14 protein-coding genes and 1 tRNA gene are annotated in these 18004 nt (G+C 48.1%); 5 read left to right on the forward strand and 10 right to left on the reverse strand.

The annotated features are described in order from the left end of the window. Nucleotides 1-96 precede the first annotated feature (96 nt). The 9 genes from pnp to CLR69_RS12745 form a co-directional block, all read right to left on the reverse strand. On the reverse strand, nt 97-2217 hold the full coding sequence (gene pnp, locus CLR69_RS12705; RefSeq protein WP_129702803.1) for a polyribonucleotide nucleotidyltransferase: 2121 nt from the start codon (nt 2215-2217) through the stop codon (nt 97-99). Between the two features lie 250 nt (nt 2218-2467). Continuing rightward, nucleotides 2468-2737, reverse strand: a complete 270-nt coding sequence (rpsO, locus tag CLR69_RS12710; RefSeq protein ID WP_010279698.1) for a 30S ribosomal protein S15 — start codon at nt 2735-2737, stop codon at nt 2468-2470. A 122-nt stretch (nt 2738-2859) separates the two neighbouring features. Beyond that, nucleotides 2860-3804, reverse strand: coding sequence for a tRNA pseudouridine(55) synthase TruB (gene truB, locus CLR69_RS12715; protein ID WP_129702802.1), 945 nt, complete (start codon nt 3802-3804; stop codon nt 2860-2862). Next, nucleotides 3804-4202 carry a 30S ribosome-binding factor RbfA gene (gene rbfA, locus CLR69_RS12720; RefSeq protein ID WP_005971529.1) on the reverse strand — a complete coding sequence of 133 codons (399 nt, stop codon included), beginning with the start codon at nt 4200-4202 and terminating at the stop codon, nt 3804-3806. The genes truB and rbfA overlap by 1 nt, the downstream gene beginning before the upstream one ends. Before the next feature lie 74 nt (nt 4203-4276). Continuing rightward, nucleotides 4277-6976 (reverse strand): translation initiation factor IF-2, encoded by a 2700-nt coding sequence (infB, locus tag CLR69_RS12725; RefSeq protein WP_129702801.1) that lies wholly within the window; start codon nt 6974-6976, stop codon nt 4277-4279. Nucleotides 6977-7001: 25 nt separating this feature from the next. Continuing rightward, the gene (nusA, locus tag CLR69_RS12730; RefSeq protein ID WP_129702800.1) at nt 7002-8531 is read right to left on the reverse strand and encodes a transcription termination factor NusA; all 1530 of its coding nucleotides are present in this window, start codon (nt 8529-8531) and stop codon (nt 7002-7004) included. Between the two features lie 21 nt (nt 8532-8552). Continuing rightward, nucleotides 8553-9005 carry a ribosome maturation factor RimP gene (gene rimP, locus CLR69_RS12735; RefSeq protein ID WP_010279686.1) on the reverse strand — a complete coding sequence of 151 codons (453 nt, stop codon included), beginning with the start codon at nt 9003-9005 and terminating at the stop codon, nt 8553-8555. Between the two features lie 217 nt (nt 9006-9222). Next, nucleotides 9223-9299: transfer RNA gene (locus tag CLR69_RS12740), tRNA-Met, on the reverse strand. A 316-nt stretch (nt 9300-9615) separates the two neighbouring features. Beyond that, nucleotides 9616-10230, reverse strand: coding sequence for a response regulator transcription factor (locus CLR69_RS12745; protein ID WP_129702799.1), 615 nt, complete (start codon nt 10228-10230; stop codon nt 9616-9618). 427 nt (nt 10231-10657) lie between these two features. Between CLR69_RS12745 and CLR69_RS12750 the strand changes: the two genes are divergently transcribed. The 3 genes from CLR69_RS12750 to CLR69_RS12760 are packed head-to-tail and all read left to right on the forward strand — an operon-like array spanning nt 10658 to nt 12191. Beyond that, complete coding sequence (locus CLR69_RS12750) at nt 10658-11251, forward strand: DUF2589 domain-containing protein (protein WP_129712825.1); 594 nt, start codon at nt 10658-10660, stop codon at nt 11249-11251. After that, a complete protein-coding gene (locus CLR69_RS12755; RefSeq protein ID WP_129712826.1) occupies nt 11244-11705 on the forward strand; it encodes a lysozyme in 462 nt (153 codons plus the stop codon). The genes CLR69_RS12750 and CLR69_RS12755 overlap by 8 nt, the downstream gene beginning before the upstream one ends. A gap of 54 nt (nt 11706-11759) precedes the next feature. Next, nucleotides 11760-12191 (forward strand): hypothetical protein, encoded by a 432-nt coding sequence (locus tag CLR69_RS12760; protein WP_129702796.1) that lies wholly within the window; start codon nt 11760-11762, stop codon nt 12189-12191. A gap of 130 nt (nt 12192-12321) precedes the next feature. Here the strand turns inward: CLR69_RS12760 and CLR69_RS12765 are convergent, their stop codons facing one another. Beyond that, nucleotides 12322-15420: a non-ribosomal peptide synthetase gene (locus tag CLR69_RS12765; RefSeq protein ID WP_242451602.1), complete on the reverse strand. Its 3099-nt coding sequence runs from the start codon at nt 15418-15420 to the stop codon at nt 12322-12324. 323 nt (nt 15421-15743) lie between these two features. Here CLR69_RS12765 and CLR69_RS12770 point away from each other — a divergent pair, with 323 nt between their 5' ends. Both CLR69_RS12770 and CLR69_RS12775 read left to right on the forward strand, forming a co-directional pair. Then, a complete protein-coding gene (locus CLR69_RS12770; protein WP_129712827.1) occupies nt 15744-16373 on the forward strand; it encodes a DUF2589 domain-containing protein in 630 nt (209 codons plus the stop codon). A 118-nt stretch (nt 16374-16491) separates the two neighbouring features. Beyond that, nucleotides 16492-17997 (forward strand): amino acid adenylation domain-containing protein, encoded by a 1506-nt coding sequence (locus CLR69_RS12775; protein WP_129712828.1) that lies wholly within the window; start codon nt 16492-16494, stop codon nt 17995-17997. The last annotated feature ends 7 nt before the right edge of the window (nt 17998-18004 follow it).

Consider the following 18004-nt stretch of genomic DNA (forward strand, 5'->3'; position numbering starts at 1 on the left):
CGGACCGCTCAACGCAAGGACATCCATACCCTTACGATACACACAGCACCTTGCCATAATCAGGCAAGGTGCCATAAGACCGTTTTCTAACAGTCGTTATTCCTCAGAAGACGGTGCTGCCGCTTCCTGAGTTTGTGCATTTGCTTCTTTGATGCTTAAGCGCACGCGGCCCTGGCGATCAACTTCCAGAACCTTGACCGGCACTTCCTGACCCATTTGCAGGTAGTCAGTTACTTTCTCTACGCGCTTATCGGCGATCTGAGAAATATGTACCAGGCCTTCTTTGCCGCCGCCGATAGCGACGAAAGCACCAAAATCAACGATGCGGGTAACTTTACCCTGATACACTCGGCCAACTTCAATTTCGGCAGTGATCTCTTCAATACGACGAATCGCGTGTTTCGCTTTTTCGCCATCGGTTGAAGCGATCTTCACAGTACCATCGTCTTCGATTTCAATGGTGGTGCCCGTCTCTTCGGTCAGCGCACGAATCACAGAACCACCTTTACCGATCACATCTTTGATCTTATCGGTACTGATTTTGATGGTGTGAATACGCGGTGCGAATTCGGAGATGTCGCCACGCGGCGTGCTGATTGCCTGTTCCATCACACCCAGAATGTGCAAACGTGCACCTTTGGCCTGATTCAAAGCAACCTGCATGATCTCACGGGTAATCCCTTCGATCTTGATATCCATTTGCAGCGCGGTAATACCTTCACGGCTACCAGCAACTTTAAAGTCCATATCGCCCAGGTGGTCTTCGTCACCCAGAATGTCGGACAGAACAACAAAGTTGTCGCCTTCTTTCACCAGACCCATCGCGATACCCGCAACGGCTGATTTGATTGGCACACCCGCATCCATCAGTGCCAGAGAAGCACCGCAGACAGACGCCATGGAAGAAGAACCGTTAGATTCCGTGATTTCAGATACCACACGCACGGTGTACGGGAATTCGTTCGCCTTCGGCATAACTGCCAGCACGCCGCGCTTAGCCAGACGACCGTGACCAATTTCACGACGTTTAGGCGAGCCAACCATACCGGTTTCACCGACAGAGTACGGAGGGAAGTTGTAGTGCAGCAGGAAGCGATCGGTACGTTCACCGGTCAGTTCGTCGATGGTCTGCGCGTCACGCTCAGTACCCAGCGTTGCCGTTACCAACGCCTGCGTTTCACCACGGGTGAACAGTGCAGAACCGTGGGTACGCGGCAGCACGCCAGTGCGCACATCCAGACCACGAATCATGTCTTTTTCACGGCCATCAATACGCGGTTCGCCAGCCAGTACGCGGCTACGCACAACGTTTTTCTCGATGTTACCCAGGATTTCCTGAATCTCACCGGCATTCAGCGTTTCATCTTCGGCTTGCAGCGCAGCAACAACGTCAGATTTGATGACGTCAACCTGTGCATAACGCTCTTGTTTTTCGGTGATACGATAAGCGTCACCCAAACGTGCTTCCGACAGAGCCTGTACACGCTGTTCTAAGGAAACATTAACTTCTGGCGCATGCCATTCCCACTTCGGTTTGCCAGCTTCTGCAACCAGTGAGTTGATGTTTTCGATAACGATCTGCTGTTGGTCGTGGCCAAACACCACCGCACCCAGCATCTGATCTTCACTCAGCAGTTCAGCTTCGGATTCCACCATCAGAACCGCGCCTTCTGTACCAGCAACAACCAGATCCAAACGGCTTTCTTTCAGCTCATCTGTCGTTGGGTTCAGAACATACTGGTCATTCAGGTAACCAACGCGAGCAGCACCGATAGGGCCGCTGAACGGAATACCAGACAGACTCAGCGCCGCAGAGGCACCAATCATGGCAACGATGTCAGGGTTAACTTGTGGGTTAACGGAAACCACAGTGGCAATAACCTGAACTTCATTCAGGAAGCCTTCTGGGAACAGAGGGCGAATCGGACGGTCAATCAGACGAGAAATCAGCGTTTCGCCTTCGCTTGGACGACCTTCACGGCGGAAAAAACCACCAGGGAAACGTCCAGCAGCGTAGGTACGCTCCTGATAGTTAACCGTCAACGGGAAGAAACTTTGGCCGGGCTTAGCGTTTTTAGCGCCGACAACGGTAACGAATACCGCTGTGTCATCCATGCTTACCATTACAGCGGCGGTAGCCTGGCGTGCCATCATACCCGTCTCTAATGTGACGGTATGCTGACCATATTGAAACTTACGAACGATCGGATTCAGCAAAATAATATCCTTAGCTGGGGCGCGTTACACGTATTCTAGATAAACGCACCAGTGAACTCCCGACCTTTACACTACATCCTCACGACTAATGACAACCCTTATCTTGCTTATGCAGATAAAGCCTCTCATTAGCCGCGCGAACCTCTGTAATGAAAGATCATATTTAACAACAATACACTACTCTGTTTTGCTAACGCTTCCTAGAAGAAAGGGGCCAAAAGAGGCCCCTTCCCACTGAAACTCAGAAGACTTAGCGACGCAGACCCAGACGCTCGATCAGACTGGTGTAACGTGCTACATCTTTACGCTTCAGGTAGTCCAGCAGCTTACGACGCTGAGAAACCATACGCAGCAGACCACGACGGCTGTGGTGATCTTTTTTGTGCTCAGAAAAGTGGCCTTGCAGATGGTTGATCTGCGCAGTCAGCAAAGCAACCTGAACTTCAGTAGAACCACTATCGTTAGTGCCACGACCGAAGTCTGCTACGATTTTAGCTTTAGCTTCAACACTTAGAGACATTGTAATACTCCAAACATTATAGATAAAAAAACAGGCGCCGATCTCTAATTCAGCCACCCAATAGTCAAGCCGCGCTATTCTACCCTCAGCGTTCTGCGATAGCAAGGCAGCAACGGACGGGTTTACATCGGAAACTCAACAACCAAACGCCGTGGTGCAACGCGCCCATCGCCGTCAATTTCACCCATTCCGATAAATTTGTGCTCATCACCTTCGGTGATTCTCACCATGCCGTTCAACGGCGCATTTGCTGCCTGAACCGCCTGCCCCAGTTTCAAATAACCTGCGACAACGGGCGTCAAATTTACTTCAGGAAAATCAATAACCGGGCTTTCCATCGGCATGAGCAGCGGATCAAGGCTCAGAGAAAGCGAGTTTTCTTGCGTCTGAGCCTGCTCGGCCAAGGCCGCTAGCTGCTCCAGCGTCACCATTCTTTCAGTAGGATATGTGGCAACCTGCAAGCGGCGCAGGTAAATCACATGCGCGCCACAGCCCAGTTGTTCACCCAGATCGTCAATAATGGTACGGATGTACGTCCCTTTCGAGCAGTGAATCTCCAGTTCCAGCTCATCACCTTCCCAGCGAATGAACTGAAGTTCGTAAACGGTGATTTCACGCGCTTCACGCGGAACCGTCAGTCCCTGACGTGCATACTCATACAGCTTACGCCCCTGATATTTCAGCGCCGAATACATGGATGGTACTTGCTGCGTGGTGCCACGAAAGCTCTCAAGCGCCTGTTCCAGATTCTCAGCAGAAAAACCAATAGCACGTTCTTCAATCACGTTACCATCAGCATCAGAAGTATCGGTTCGTTGCCCAAGGCGAGCAATGACACGATAACGTTTATCAGAATCCAGCAAATACTGAGAAAACTTCGTCGCTTCCCCAAGACAAATCGGCAGCATACCGGTTGCTAATGGATCCAACGCACCCGTATGGCCCGCTCTGTTAGCGTTAAAAATCCGTTTTACCTTCTGTAAAACATCATTAGACGACACGCCCTGCGGCTTATCTAACAACAATACGCCGTGTACATCACGGCCACGGCGACGAGGACGACTCATTAATCCTCCTGATCTTCGCCCGTAACAGAACGACGTTCCGTATCGTTTCTAACCACATTGGTCACCAGATTGGACATTCTCATCCCTTCAACCAATGAGTTGTCATAGGAGAACGTCAATTCTGGAACAACGCGCAGGCGCATTGCCTTGCCGATCATCATACGGATAAAACCAGACGCATCTTGCAGTGCTTTAACCGCTATTTTAACTTGCTCTGGCTCGTTATCATTCAGGAAGGTCACAAAAACCTTGGCGTACGCCAGATCGCGAGAAACTTCCACACCGGATACGGTCGCCATGCCGATGCGCGGATCTTTCACTTCACGTTGAATGATAATGGCGATTTCTTTTTGCATTTCCTGCGCAACGCGCTGGGTGCGGCTGAATTCTTTTGCCATGATAAATCCTCCAGTAAAAATCGGGGGGCACTAGGCCCCCCTTACGAATCACTTACGTCGTCGCTGAAAACGGATTACGCGATCGTACGTTTGATCTCGATCGTTTCAAAGACTTCGATCATATCGCCTGGGCGAACGTCGTTGTAGTTCTTCACGCCGATACCACATTCCATGCCGTTACGGACTTCGTTAACGTCATCTTTGAAGCGGCGCAGAGATTCCAGCTCGCCTTCATAGATAACCACGTTGTCACGCAATACACGGATCTTGTTGTGACGCTTAACGATACCTTCAGTCACCATACAGCCAGCGATAGCGCCAAATTTCGGTGATTTAAAGACGTCACGCACTTCGGCCAGACCGATGATCTCTTGCTTATATTCCGGCGCCAGCATACCGCTCATCGCCTGTTTCACTTCGTCGATCAAATCATAGATGACGGAGTAATAACGCAGATCCAGGCTTTCCGCTTCAACTACGCGGCGAGCTGATGCATCTGCACGAACGTTAAAGCCAAGGATAATCGCATTCGATGCGGCTGCCAGCGTGGCGTCAGTTTCTGTGATACCGCCCACACCAGAACCGACGATCTTCACTTTCACTTCATCAGTAGACAGTTTTTGCAGTGAATCGGAAATCGCTTCGCAAGAACCCTGAACGTCAGATTTCAGAACGATGTTCAGCTCAGAAACTTCACCTTCTGTCATGTTGGCGAACATGTTTTCCAGTTTAGATTTCTGCTGACGAGCCAGTTTGACTTCGCGGAATTTACCCTGACGATACAAGGCAACTTCACGCGCTTTCTTCTCGTCACGAACAACCGTAGCTTCATCACCTGCGGCAGGCACACCGGACATACCGAGAATTTCTACAGGAATAGAAGGACCCGCTGACGCGATTTCGCGGCCTAACTCATCACGCATCGCACGGACACGGCCATATTCAAAGCCGCACAGAACGATGTCGCCTTTATTCAGCGTACCTTCACGTACCAGTACAGTTGCAACCGGGCCACGACCTTTATCCAGGAAGGATTCGATCACTACACCGTTTGCCATGCCGCTGCGAACGGCTTTCAGTTCGAGAACTTCGGCCTGCAACAGAATCGCATCCAACAGTTCATCGATACCCGTACCAGCTTTAGCAGATACGTGGACAAACTGAGATTCACCACCCCACTCTTCTGGCATGATACCGTACTGAGACAGCTCGGTTTTCACACGGTCTGGATCAGCATCAGGTTTATCGATTTTGTTTACAGCGACAACAACCGGAACCTGCGCAGCTTTCGCATGCTGAATAGCTTCGATTGTCTGAGGCATCACGCCGTCATCCGCCGCAACAACCAGTACCACGATATCCGTAGCCTGAGCACCACGAGCACGCATTGCGGTAAACGCGGCGTGTCCCGGTGTATCCAGGAACGTAATCATACCGTTGTCGGTTTCAACGTGATAAGCACCGATGTGCTGGGTAATACCACCCGCTTCGCCTGCTGCTACTTTAGTTGAACGGATATAGTCAAGCAGGGAGGTTTTACCGTGGTCAACGTGACCCATGATGGTCACGACCGGCGCGCGGGATTCTGCCGCAACACCCATATCACGGTCGCTCATTACCGCTTCTTCCAGCTCGTTTTCACGACGCAGGATAACTTTATGGCCCATCTCTTCCGCGACGAGTTGCGCAGTTTCCTGGTCGATGACCTGGTTGATGGTTGCCATCGCACCCAGTTTCATCATCGTTTTGATGACCTGAGAGCCTTTAACTGCCATTTTGTTAGCCAGCTCAGCAACGGTAACCGTTTCACCAATCACGACATCACGGTTAACCGCCTGAGCAGGCTTATTGAAGCTCTGCTGCAATGAACTTGGCTTACGCTTACCTTTACCACCACGGGTAACAGCACGCGCTTCTTCACGGTCAGCTTTGGATTCAGACTGGCGATTGCCTTTCTTCTGCTTGGTGACTTTAGCAGCACGAGTGCGGCTACGGCGTTCACCTTCAACCTGACGGTCGTTTTCATCTTCCGCTTCGCGGGCATGATGAGACGTCGTCACATGATAATCGGCAGATTCTTCAGGTTTAGCGCTTTCCGCTTCCCAACGTCCGGCATTTTCTTCAGCCATACGACGGGCTTCTTCAGCAATACGACGGGCTTCTTCTTCAACTTTAAGACGTGCAGTTTCTTCTGCTTTACGCTTAAGTTCAGCAGCTTCCGCTTCGCGTTTCGCTTTCTCAGACTGAGCCGGCTTGGTCATATTTTCGTTTTGTTGGTTCGTCACTTTTTCTTTTTCCGCTACATCACGCTTAGCTTTTTCAGCGGCTTCACGTTTGGCTTGCTCGTCGGCAGCACGCTTCGCTTTCTCAGCGGCTTCGCGCAGATCGGCCTCGCGTTTAGCCTGCTCTTCAGCGGCACGTTGTGCCTGTTCTTCCGCTTCACGCCGTGCCTGCTCTTCCTCTTCAGCCTGTTGGGCATCAATTGGATCGCGTTTTACATAAGTGCGTGTCTTGCGGACTTCAATCTGCACCGACTTACTTTTACCGCCAGTGCTAGGGACATTTAACGTGCTGCGCGTTTTGCGTTGCAGCGTCAATTTACTCGGCGCATTACCGCGATCGCGGTTCAGATGCGCTAATAACGTTTCTTTTTCATGCTGGGTCACAGAGTCCGATGCAGACTTGGTCATTCCCGCATCAGCAAACTGCTGTACCAGGCGGTCAACCGGAGTTTGAATCTCTGCGGCCAGCGATTTTACGGTTACATCTGTCATGCTGTTCCTTTCCTGCTACAGTTCGTTATTCGTTGTCGTCGCCAAACCAACAGATATTACGTGCGGCCATAATCAGTTCGCCCGCTTGCTCATCATTGAGCTCTTCAATATCTGTCAGGTCGTCAACACCCTGTTCAGCAAGATCTTCCAGCGTACAAACACCGATCGCAGCAAGCTTGAACGCCAACTCACGCGACAGCCCAGGCAAGCTAAGCAAGTCTTCAGCAGGTTGACCGTCACCAAGGCTTTCTTCATGCGCCAGTGCCAGCGTTGTTAATGCAGCTTTAGCACGCTCACGCAATGCTTCAACGGTTTCTTCATCAAGGCCTTCAATAGCCAACAGTTCCTTGATTGGAACGTAGGCCAGTTCTTCAAGTGAGGAGAAACCTTCTTCAACCAGCACAGTGGCAAACTCTTCATCGATATCAAGGTGCTTGGTAAAGACGTCGATTGCGGCATGTGCTTCGGCCTGATGCTTGGCTTGAAGATCTTCCACTGTCATCACGTTCAGTTCCCAACGGTCGTCTGAACGATGCTGTTTCAACAGTTGAGAAGCCAGACGTACGTTCTGCCCGTTGCGACCAATCGCCTGAGCCAAATTGCTCGACTCAACGGCGATATCCATCGTGCAGGTATCTTCATCAACCACGATCGATACTACATCGGCAGGTGCCATTGCATTGATCACAAACTGCGCAGGATTGTCATCCCACAGAATGATATCAATACGCTCGCCGCCCAGTTCACTGGAGACGGCCTGCACACGTGCACCGCGCATACCAACACAAGCACCGACAGGATCGATACGCTTGTCATTCGTCTTCACTGCAATTTTCGCACGTGAACCCGGATCGCGGGCCGCGGCCTTAATCTCGATAACTTCTTCACCGATTTCTGGCACTTCAATGCGGAAGAGTTCAACCAGCATTTCCGGGCGGGAACGGCTGACAAACAGTTGAGCACCGCGAGCTTCAGGACGAACAGAGTACAGTACGCCACGAATACGGTCGCCAGGGCGGAAGTTTTCACGAGGCAGCATATCTTCACGGCCAATTACCGCTTCTGCACTGGTGTTAGAACCATCGATGGGTCTGACTTCAAGCGAAATATTATCACGGTTCACCTTCTTCACGACACCGGTGATAATTTCGCCTTCTTGCTCACGGAACTGATCAACAACCATCGCACGTTCTGCTTCACGAACTTTCTGTACGATAACTTGTTTTGCCGTTTGCGTCGTAATACGGTCAAAGGTTACAGATTCGATTTGATCTTCAACGTAACCGCCAACATCAAGAGCAGGGTCTTCAAACTGAGCGGCTTCAAGCGTAATTTCACGCGTTGGCTGAGTGACTTCATTCACCACTAACCAACGACGGAAGGTATCAAAATCGCCTGTTTTACGATCGATACTGACGCGAACATCAATTTCCTGCTCGTATTTTTTCTTGGTCGCTGTCGCCAGTGCGGTTTCCAGCGCTTCAAAAATCTTCTCGCGCGGAAGGGCTTTCTCATTGGAAACTGCTTCAACAACAGCCAGAATCTCTTTGTTCATCCTAGTTGCCTCATCCAAACTTTAAAAGTGGGGTACAAGATTCGCTTTCTGAATGTTGCTCAGCGCGAATACTTCATCTTTGCCTTCCACTGTTATGGTGATCATTTCGCCGTCAACAGCTTTGATCACACCCAACCATTTACGGCGATTCTGGACTGCCATACGCAGCACCACTGTCACCTCTTCACCGACGAAATGCAGATAATGTGCCGCCGTGAATAAGGGACGCTCAAGCCCTGGAGACGAAACTTCCAGGTTGTAGGCGACAGTGATTGGATCTTCTACGTCCAATACCGCACTGACCTGGTGGCTGACATCAGCACAATCATCAACAGTGATCCCATCTTCACTATCAATATAGATACGCAGCGTCGATTGACGGCTGCGGATGAACTCAATTCCAACCAATTCGTAGCCTAATGCGGCAACGGGTGCTGAAATCATCTCTGTTAATTTTTGCTCTAATGTGGACAAGTCCACCCCCAAGACATAAAAAAAGGGCCTAATAGCCCAGTTGTTTGTTGCCAAATAACAAAAAACCCCGATAAATCGGGGCTTTATGCAACTGGACCCTAATACCGCTTACCACGCGGCATAACTTTCGGTGAAGGATTTTTTCAAAAATCACTGCAAAAAGAGATAGAAATTGAGTGAAGAACGTATTTGAAAAAACACTTTACTGGAAGTTAAGTGGTTGCGGGGGCCGGATTTGAACCGACGACCTTCGGGTTATGAGCCCGACGAGCTACCAAGCTGCTCCACCCCGCGTCCGAAAACGTGGCAAATACTACGCTGACAACTGCATAAATGCAAGTCATCTATAGGATTGGTACGAAGGCGATTCTTATACGCGGAATACGTTTCTTTGTCAACAAACCCGGGTTGCCAAGAGGCGGCAATCACGACACTGGGTATGCCACTTTTTATGCGTCGATCTTATACTGTCACGCTAGCCGCAAAGAGGCCAGCCATTAAGGAAAGACCCGGCAGCCCAAGGATGGCAAAAAGAGATGACGCAATAATGAGGATTCCCTGATGCTTAAATCAAACAATAACTAAATCTAAATAATGTAATAAATAAAATTTATCTTCGTTCTTCTTCTAACAGCACGATCGCAGCCTGCGTTCTGTTACGCACATTAAGTCGTCTGAAAATCGACTCCAAATGTGATTTCACAGTTCCTGCACTAATGTTCAATGTCCGACTAATTTGTTTATTAGAGGCGCCGGATGCAATCAGTTGCAAAACTTCATGCTGTCTTTCACTGAGTTTACCTTTTACGCTGTTATCGACACTCCACCCTTCATAGACCACCCCATCATCTGGCAAGCAGACCATTCCCATAGAGACCGTTTTTAATGCTTGCGCAATAGAGTCGATAGGCGATGTTTTAAGAATGACACCCATAACATGGTGTTTCAGATAATTATTCAAAACATTCTTTTCAATAACATCAACCATAATAATCACACTGACACCGACATATTTATCATGCAGAGTTTCAAGAAAAAAACCGTACTCTCCATTTTCTTTATCACAATTAATTAAAATAAAAGCGTTATTCATCCCCTCAAGGCAGGACCATACATCGTCAATTTCCTTTACGCCAACAACATTGACATCGTGAATAAAATCATTCAGTCCAACAGATAAGCCTTGAATGAAAACAGGGGATTTATCAATAATAACAACATTCACTGTGCAATCTCCATTTATCTTTATTTTAAAATGCCACATTTAAAAATGCCTCTAAGAAGTTTTAGCTTATCTTGAAAGAATGATATCACGCCATTTGGCATATGCCGTTTACCTTATGGACGCTGCTATGCTTATTCGCACATACTGAGATGATATTTTCAGATAAGAAACCATAGAGAAATACTATTATCAATGAAATAGCACCTTAGAATAAACCCTAATGGTGTAATGATTTCATAAATGTATAAAAATTAGCACAATTGGTTTTTTAATTATGGATAAATGGCCTATGCCACATTACATGATATATCCAACACAATGACTGATACGTTCCATACTCATTATCTGTTAACGTTTTCTCAAATTATCATTTATTTCCTCCAGAGTATTTACGTTTAGCTACTGGAAAATAAAATAAGGAGAGAGCATGTCATTCAAGAATTGGCTAACGGGGAAAAATAAAAAAACAGATAATGCTAATAATACCCAAGAAGAAAACTCTCACTCCACGTCAAACGATCGCGTCACGACATCAAAGGCAATGACATTAGCAGACATTGCTTGCGGCATGCAGCACGCCGCTACCGCCGCCAACCAATTTATTGCTCATCAATATCAACAAACTCTCGATCCTTTTTTTGATCGTAGTGCTGATGGCGCGTTAACCCCAAAGACTATTGCAATTCAGCTTGATTCTCGACACCACATAGAACTACCGCTAGTTGCCCTTTCTACACCACGGGGATTGATGCTGGAAAAAATGAAAGTGCAAATGACAGTGAGAACCGATGCGGTCAGCAACGATGAAGTCACCTCGTCTTTGGACGGTTATAACATCAGTAATTTTCACGTCAGTATGTCACCTTCAGGAAAAAACAAAAACGGCAGAAATAGTCAACATATCGATATAGAAATGCAGTTCACGGCGATTGAACCACCAGAAAGCATCATGCGGTTAATTGATGAATATACCAATCTCGTTATCCCCCGAATAATCCAAGAGGAAAAGAATAATGGCTAATATTCCAGAAACGATCAACGACGCAGGTCTTAATCTGATTAAGAGTTTTGAAGGATTAAGATTAACAAAGTATCTTGATACAGCTGGTAGGTGGACCATTGGATATGGGCACTTAATTCTATCAAATGAAAACTTTAATAATGGCATTACCACACAGGAAGCTGACTTGCTATTACGGCAAGACTTAAAGACGGCGGAAACTGGGGTTCAGCATTGTGTGAAAGTTGATCTCAATGGAAATCAATTTGGTGCGTTAACCTCATTTGCCTATAATCTGGGAGTAGAAAATCTAGAGGAGTCGACATTATTACGCCTGCTTAATCAGGGCGACTATGACGCCGCTGCCGATCAATTCCCACGGTGGGATAAAGATGGTGAACAAATCGTGGAAGGACTCCTACACCGTAGGGAAGCAGAAAAAGCGCTGTTCCTAAAACCCATCGCAACAAACTAACATTTAAAAAGGCCTAGAACTCTACCTCATAGAAACCATCATCACGGATATATTATGGATCTTTCAACATCCCCTATCATCTATGGCATTTTGCTCAGCGATATGATTGCATCAATTTCAGGACTATTCGGCGGACTCAGTATTTCTTTCTTTTGGAGACCGCAGAAATTGAACAATTATGACAAATTTGTCGGTGCATTAATCATTATTATCATCAGTATTTCAGCAGCATTCTCACTGGTAGGTATTATCGCAGAATTACTACACGTTAATATCAACAAAATGGAGAATGCAATAGGATTAGGTTATCTGATTGGTGCGATTAGCGTAGGACTCGTTACGCTGTTGGCTAATTTCTTCAGCTACCGAGAGAATAACGATATTCTGGATGTCGCATCGGAAATAAAACAGGCGACAAAGGGCGTTCATTCGATCAATGAGGCTCGGGAAAAAACGTCCGATGACAAAAACGCATCAGACAGCTGATGCCCTATATTCAACAGTCCATATGACAGGAAGGTGCATGACAGCCTTCCTGTCCTCGTTTTCCCCTTTCCCACTTGCCCAGCCATCCTCAACGAAGGCGTCTCAGTATGGGACGCCTCGTTTGCATGAGCTACAGGTTACTGCATAAGAGAACGGTATTTGGCTGCACCATATCCATGAGAATTTGATGATACTGATGCGACAGCACGGCGATATCTTCCGCTTTAAACGCCGCTTGCTGATAATTAAAACACAGCGTCAGTGCCTCATCGTCATAAACAGAGAGCGTTAAATCCAGCCGTGCCTGGCGATTAGCAATGTCCGCAATCCTATATTCAGCATCATTGAGCCTTACAGCTGGCGGCATCGCCGTCAGATAGTTAAAGCTGACTGGAAAACGTAGCCGATCAGACCATCCTTTGGCCCGGACATCAGTCATTAACACATCATAGGGCAACGTCTGATTGTCCAAAATGGCATGAACCTTATTCTGACTACGAGCTAAGAGCGTGTTGAAAGATTCCTGAGCAGGTGAATCATCATAGTAAGTCACCATATTAACGAAACAGCCTATCGTGGTGGCGTTGTCCGTCAACATACGGTTCGATACTGGAATACCGATGGGAACATGACGATAGTCTGTTGTTTTGAGCAACAGAGTAAAAGCAGTCAGCATACAGACAAACGGCGTCGTGCGATGCTGCTGGGCATAGTGTTTTATCGCCTGCGTTAGCGTATCAGACAAAATGCACCAATAGTTTTCTCCATCCTGGCTTGCACTTAGCGGAAATGCTGTCGCATCAGCCCCCGCGGTCAGATAATCCTCCATCTTGTTCAACCAGAACTGGCGCTCTATCGGATAGCATTTATCTTTGATACGCAATTGCTGTTGCCGGTAACGCAGATGACGCTCCCCATCGCCTATTTTATAGCTGCGGTCACCCGCGCTATAAGCACGGACATACTCAACAAATTGACTAAAAAACAATCCGATAGCATCATGATCGAATACAGTATGATGCACACGCACCAGCAGAATATGCCGTTGCGTCGTCAGCGAAACCAGATGAAAACAGATGAGCGGTGAATGTTCTATATCCATCTCTGGCGTATTGACCAGTTCCAGCAATTGTCGGTCGCTTAGCGTATTGGCAAACCCACCGGGAGGGAGCGCCGTCAGCCGTTCAATCTGAATAGCCTCGGTAGGATAATCGCCTTCAAGACACAGTATCCCGTCCAGATCAAAGCGGGTTCTCAGCACCGGATTACCTTCCAGAATACGCCGGATACTCCACTCGACAGCAGACTCATCCAGTGTCCCATCTATCGTCAAACGAAAAGCCAACTGATAAACCGAAGGTTCTGGGCTGAGCTGATCCAACGTCAGAAAATAGCGCTGCTGTGATGATGGAGCACATTCCTCGGTATCCGTTTTACCCCCGTCAAATGTGGGCTCGTCGTCATTAACATAGTAAGGAACGATGAAAGCAAGCAAGTGGGGAGTCGCGTTGTTGAAAAATAGCGGGTAGTCGATTTCACTAAACAGCCGTTTGCGAATCAGTAGCCTGGCCTTCATCGCCTGGAGTGAATCTCCCCCCAGATCGAAAAAGTTATCATTGGCTCCGAGTTCACGAAAACCAAGCACTTCCTGCCAGATATCGATCAGTTCCTGCTCCAGCTCATTACCTGCGGTTTTAACAGGATATCCTAGCTCAGGGCGCTGCGGGCAAGGCGCCGGAAGTCGGCTAACATCCAGTTTTCCGTTAGGCAATTTCGGCAAGGTTTCCAGCATAATAAAATGGGCTGGATGCATCGCTCTCGGCAGCTTGTCTTGCAAGAATCGGCGCAGGTCGTTCGTAGCAAGCGACGGATTGCGACTCACCAGATAGGCCACCAGGCGCTGGCGTCCGTTTTCCTGAATCGGCCGCACCAGTGCCGTATCGATATCAGCATGCTGACGCAAAACAATCTCAACCTCTTCAGGTTCAATTCGAATACCATTAATCTTAATCTGCCGATCGAGACGCCCCAGATATACGATCTCCCCTTCCGGCGTCCTTTTCCCCAGATCGCCGGTGCGATGTCCCCAATAGCGTTTATCGCCGCTGACGTGGGTAAAGAAACGCTGTTGAGTGAGTTCATCGCGGTTAATGTAACCACGGGCAACGCCTTCACCGATAGCGCAAATCTCCCCTTCTTCCCCTTCAGACACGGGGCGCAGACTCTCATCTACGATCAGAATTTCGCTGCCACGCAGTGCCTTACCGAGCGTCACACTTTTGCCTGGTTTTAATTCAGCGAACGAGCAGTTGGCCGTCGTTTCCGTCGGGCCATAGAGATTAAAAAGCCTGACATTAGGGATCTGCTCGAATGTGCGCTCTTTTAAATCAAAAGAGACGGGCTCGCCAGAGAGAAAGACCGTTTTGGGCAAAGCCCACGCGTGAGAAGACGATTTCTGGTAGCGCAGTAGCTCATCCCAAACGGTCGGTACGCAGTAAATGGCCCCCTCTGGATGCTGTTGATGCCAGCGTAATAAAACCTCGGGTTCATTCAAACTATCGGCAGGCAAAATAAATAGGGTATCGCCGCGTAATAAAGGCGCATAAAGCTGTGTCACGGCGGCGGCAAAACTGAGTGTCGATGTCAGAGGAAGCGTCGCACACGTCTCCGGCCACACATCTTCGTTAAACCAATTCAGGTAGTAGCTCAGGTTACGATGCTCAATGGCCACGCCTTTTGGCTTTCCTGTAGAACCGGAAGTGTAAAGAATATAAGCGAGATCGTTTTCGGAAACAGGTGGTAATGTTGCAGCGGATTCAGCAGGATAATGGATATCCTCTAATACGAGCGTAGAGGAAAAAACCTTATCGATAGCCGTTTTATTTAACATCGAACGTGTGGAAATAAGTAAAAATGCCGAAGAGTCATCAAGAATCTGAATGATTCTTTCTGACGGATGAAAATGCGAAAGAGGAACATAAGTATGTCCTGCTTTTAAAATAGCTAGCAAGACTACGGGCATCATCACACCGGGTTCCAGATAGACAGCAATTCTGCCACGTTTATTATTCGGGTAGCGTGATAACAGATAATCAGCCAACAGGCGTGAGCGTGTTTCTAGTTGTTGATAACTCAACCTATCGCCATTAAATTCCACCGCAGTCTTATTAGGACTTTTCAATGACCATTCAGAGATAATTTCAAAGACAGCTTTTCTATTCTTCATCATTTTCCTTCCATATTGTAAAAGGATGCTTTTTCGGGAATGGTTCTAACGCGACTTCCGGTATCTCACGCGGTGAAAAATTAATGCTGTAGAAATGAGAGCATGTAACGATAAGCTCGTCATGTTAGTACCAGAAAGAAACATGAAATAACGCGTATATCTGAGTATGGGTTTAACAAATAAAAGACATTATTGCCTATATACCAAAAGGACTATGCCAGAATGCGAAAGCCCACCTGCACCCTGACGGGTATTTTTTTTCCTTCCCTTTGCTATTTTTTATTGACAGTACATCACACCCTATTCGCAGATAATTGGAGGTCCCGATGGATTCACAATTTATCGGTTCGGTTATTAATGCGTTACCGCTGGAAAATATGATTAGCGGGCCATTACAGGCAATGATTAACGCACAGGTTCAAGCCAGCAAGGCCTATACGGATTTTCTATTATCCGTATGTATTCAGAATAATAAAGCCGTCGCCATCCAATTCGATTACGACGAAACACTGATAGACGAAAGTGGTGTAGCAAAAGGCGCGGTGACAAAAACGATGCGCATACCGCTGATTGCCGCCATTACCCATCCGATTATTTCTATTGAAGAAGGAACAATCGATTTTGAGCTTGAAGTGACACAGAGTGAATCTTCATCCGATGACATCGGAGAAGACGGCAATTTGGCGGCTTCACTGGGATGGGGCGCTTTCAAGGTCAAAATGGCAGGCCGGGTGTCACACAAATCGGCGCAGACCCGGACTACGGACACGCGAGCCAAATACAGCATCCACACGCAGGTAAAACGCCAACCCGCACCTGAGGCGCTCATGCGCGTCATCGATTTTCTGACCGATGCGGCAACCAGACCCAGTATTCCCGCTGAAGAAAGTACGCCGCAGACAGCAGAAAGCGCCGCTCCACCAGCGTCTACAGAGCAACAAGAAACATCATCATAATCAAAGAACACTATTCAGCGACAACATTACTCAGCGGCATAGTGTATGCGTGCCGTATCTGCATAACGCGTAAAAGGATGCCTGGCGTGATTTCCTGGCATCACCAGAGGATCAGATCATGGCATCGGCAAGAGTGCTCCATACCCTATTTGAACAGCAGCGGCATCAAACGCCGGACGCCATCGCTCTGAGAAGCGATACAGAAACGTTGACCTACCGGCAATTGGATCTGCGTGCAAATGCAATGGCGCACGATCTGTTGCAGCGGGGCGTAAAGCCGCAGGATGTTGTCGGTATTTATTTGAATAAAAGCCCGAATCTTATCGTCAGCCTGCTCGGCGTTTTGAAAACCGGTGCCTGTTATTTACCACTTGATCCGTACTATCCACATGAACGTCTGGATTATATGGTCAATCATGCCGATGCGCGTCTGGTCATTACTGACGATGAACACGCGCTGACGCTAGGCCGTCGTAAGATGGTTGATATCAACCAGGTCGATTTGACCTCTCAGCTAGCGCCAACACTTCCCACGGTTAGCGAAGAACATCTTTGCTATGTGATGTACACCTCCGGCTCCACCGGAACGCCAAAGGGCGTTATGGTCAGCCACCGGACGGTGGTCAATTATTTGGCATGGATGCAAAGCGCCTTCGGCCTGCATCACAAAGACGTTGTCCTTAACCAGTCCACATTCAGTTTTGACGTGTCAGTGTGGGAAATTTTCTGGCCGCTGATCGCTGGCGCAAGCTGTGCCGTCATCACGGAGGACGCCAAGTACGATCCGCTGCTGCTGGCAGAATTTATATACCGTCATCAGGTCACCGTCGCACAGTTTGTGCCAACGGCGCTGCGCGTCATTGCTGATGCGGAGGTGCTATCTCGTTGCCCCTCTCTATGCCATATCTTTTCCGGTGGTGAAGCGCTCGATCAAACTCTGGTCAACGATCTTTCCCAACAATATCTGGGAAAAATCCACAACCTCTACGGCCCCACCGAGGCAACAATATTTGCCTGTCACTGGCTCTGCCAACCGGGGGCAGAGGAAAAAATTGCTCCAATTGGCAAGCCAATCCCTCATGCCGCCGCTTATGTATTAGATGAAGCACAACAGCCTGTCGAATTGGGGGAAAGCGGTGAACTTTATCTGGCAGGGGATATTTTGGCAAAGGGCTATCTGCATGCGGAAAAACTGACGCAGGAGCGGTTTGTTGATGACCCTTTTAGCCATCAGGTCGGGCAGAAAATGTATAAAACCGGCGACTGGGTTAAGCAGCGCGCCGATGGCGTTCTGGAGTTCATTGGCCGAATAGACAGCCAGGTTAAATTGCGCGGACACCGTATTGAGTTAGCAGAAATAGAAACTCACTTACAGTCACTGCCGCAAATTAACCATGCCGCCGTTATTCTCGAAAAACGCTCAGAAAGCTCAACGCCATCGCTATCGGCATTTTATGTATTACGGCATCAAAAGAGCATCGATATTCAGGAAATAAAAGCGCACCTTGCCAAAGCTCTGCCTTTTTTTATGGTGCCATCCCATTTCATTGTGCTGGAAAAAATGCCAACGCATCCTAATGGAAAAATTGACAAATCCAAACTGTGTTCCTGCGTAAATAACTAATGGTGAA

This window comes from Pectobacterium zantedeschiae, from assembly GCF_004137795.1.
GTDB lineage: Bacteria > Pseudomonadota > Gammaproteobacteria > Enterobacterales > Enterobacteriaceae > Pectobacterium > Pectobacterium zantedeschiae.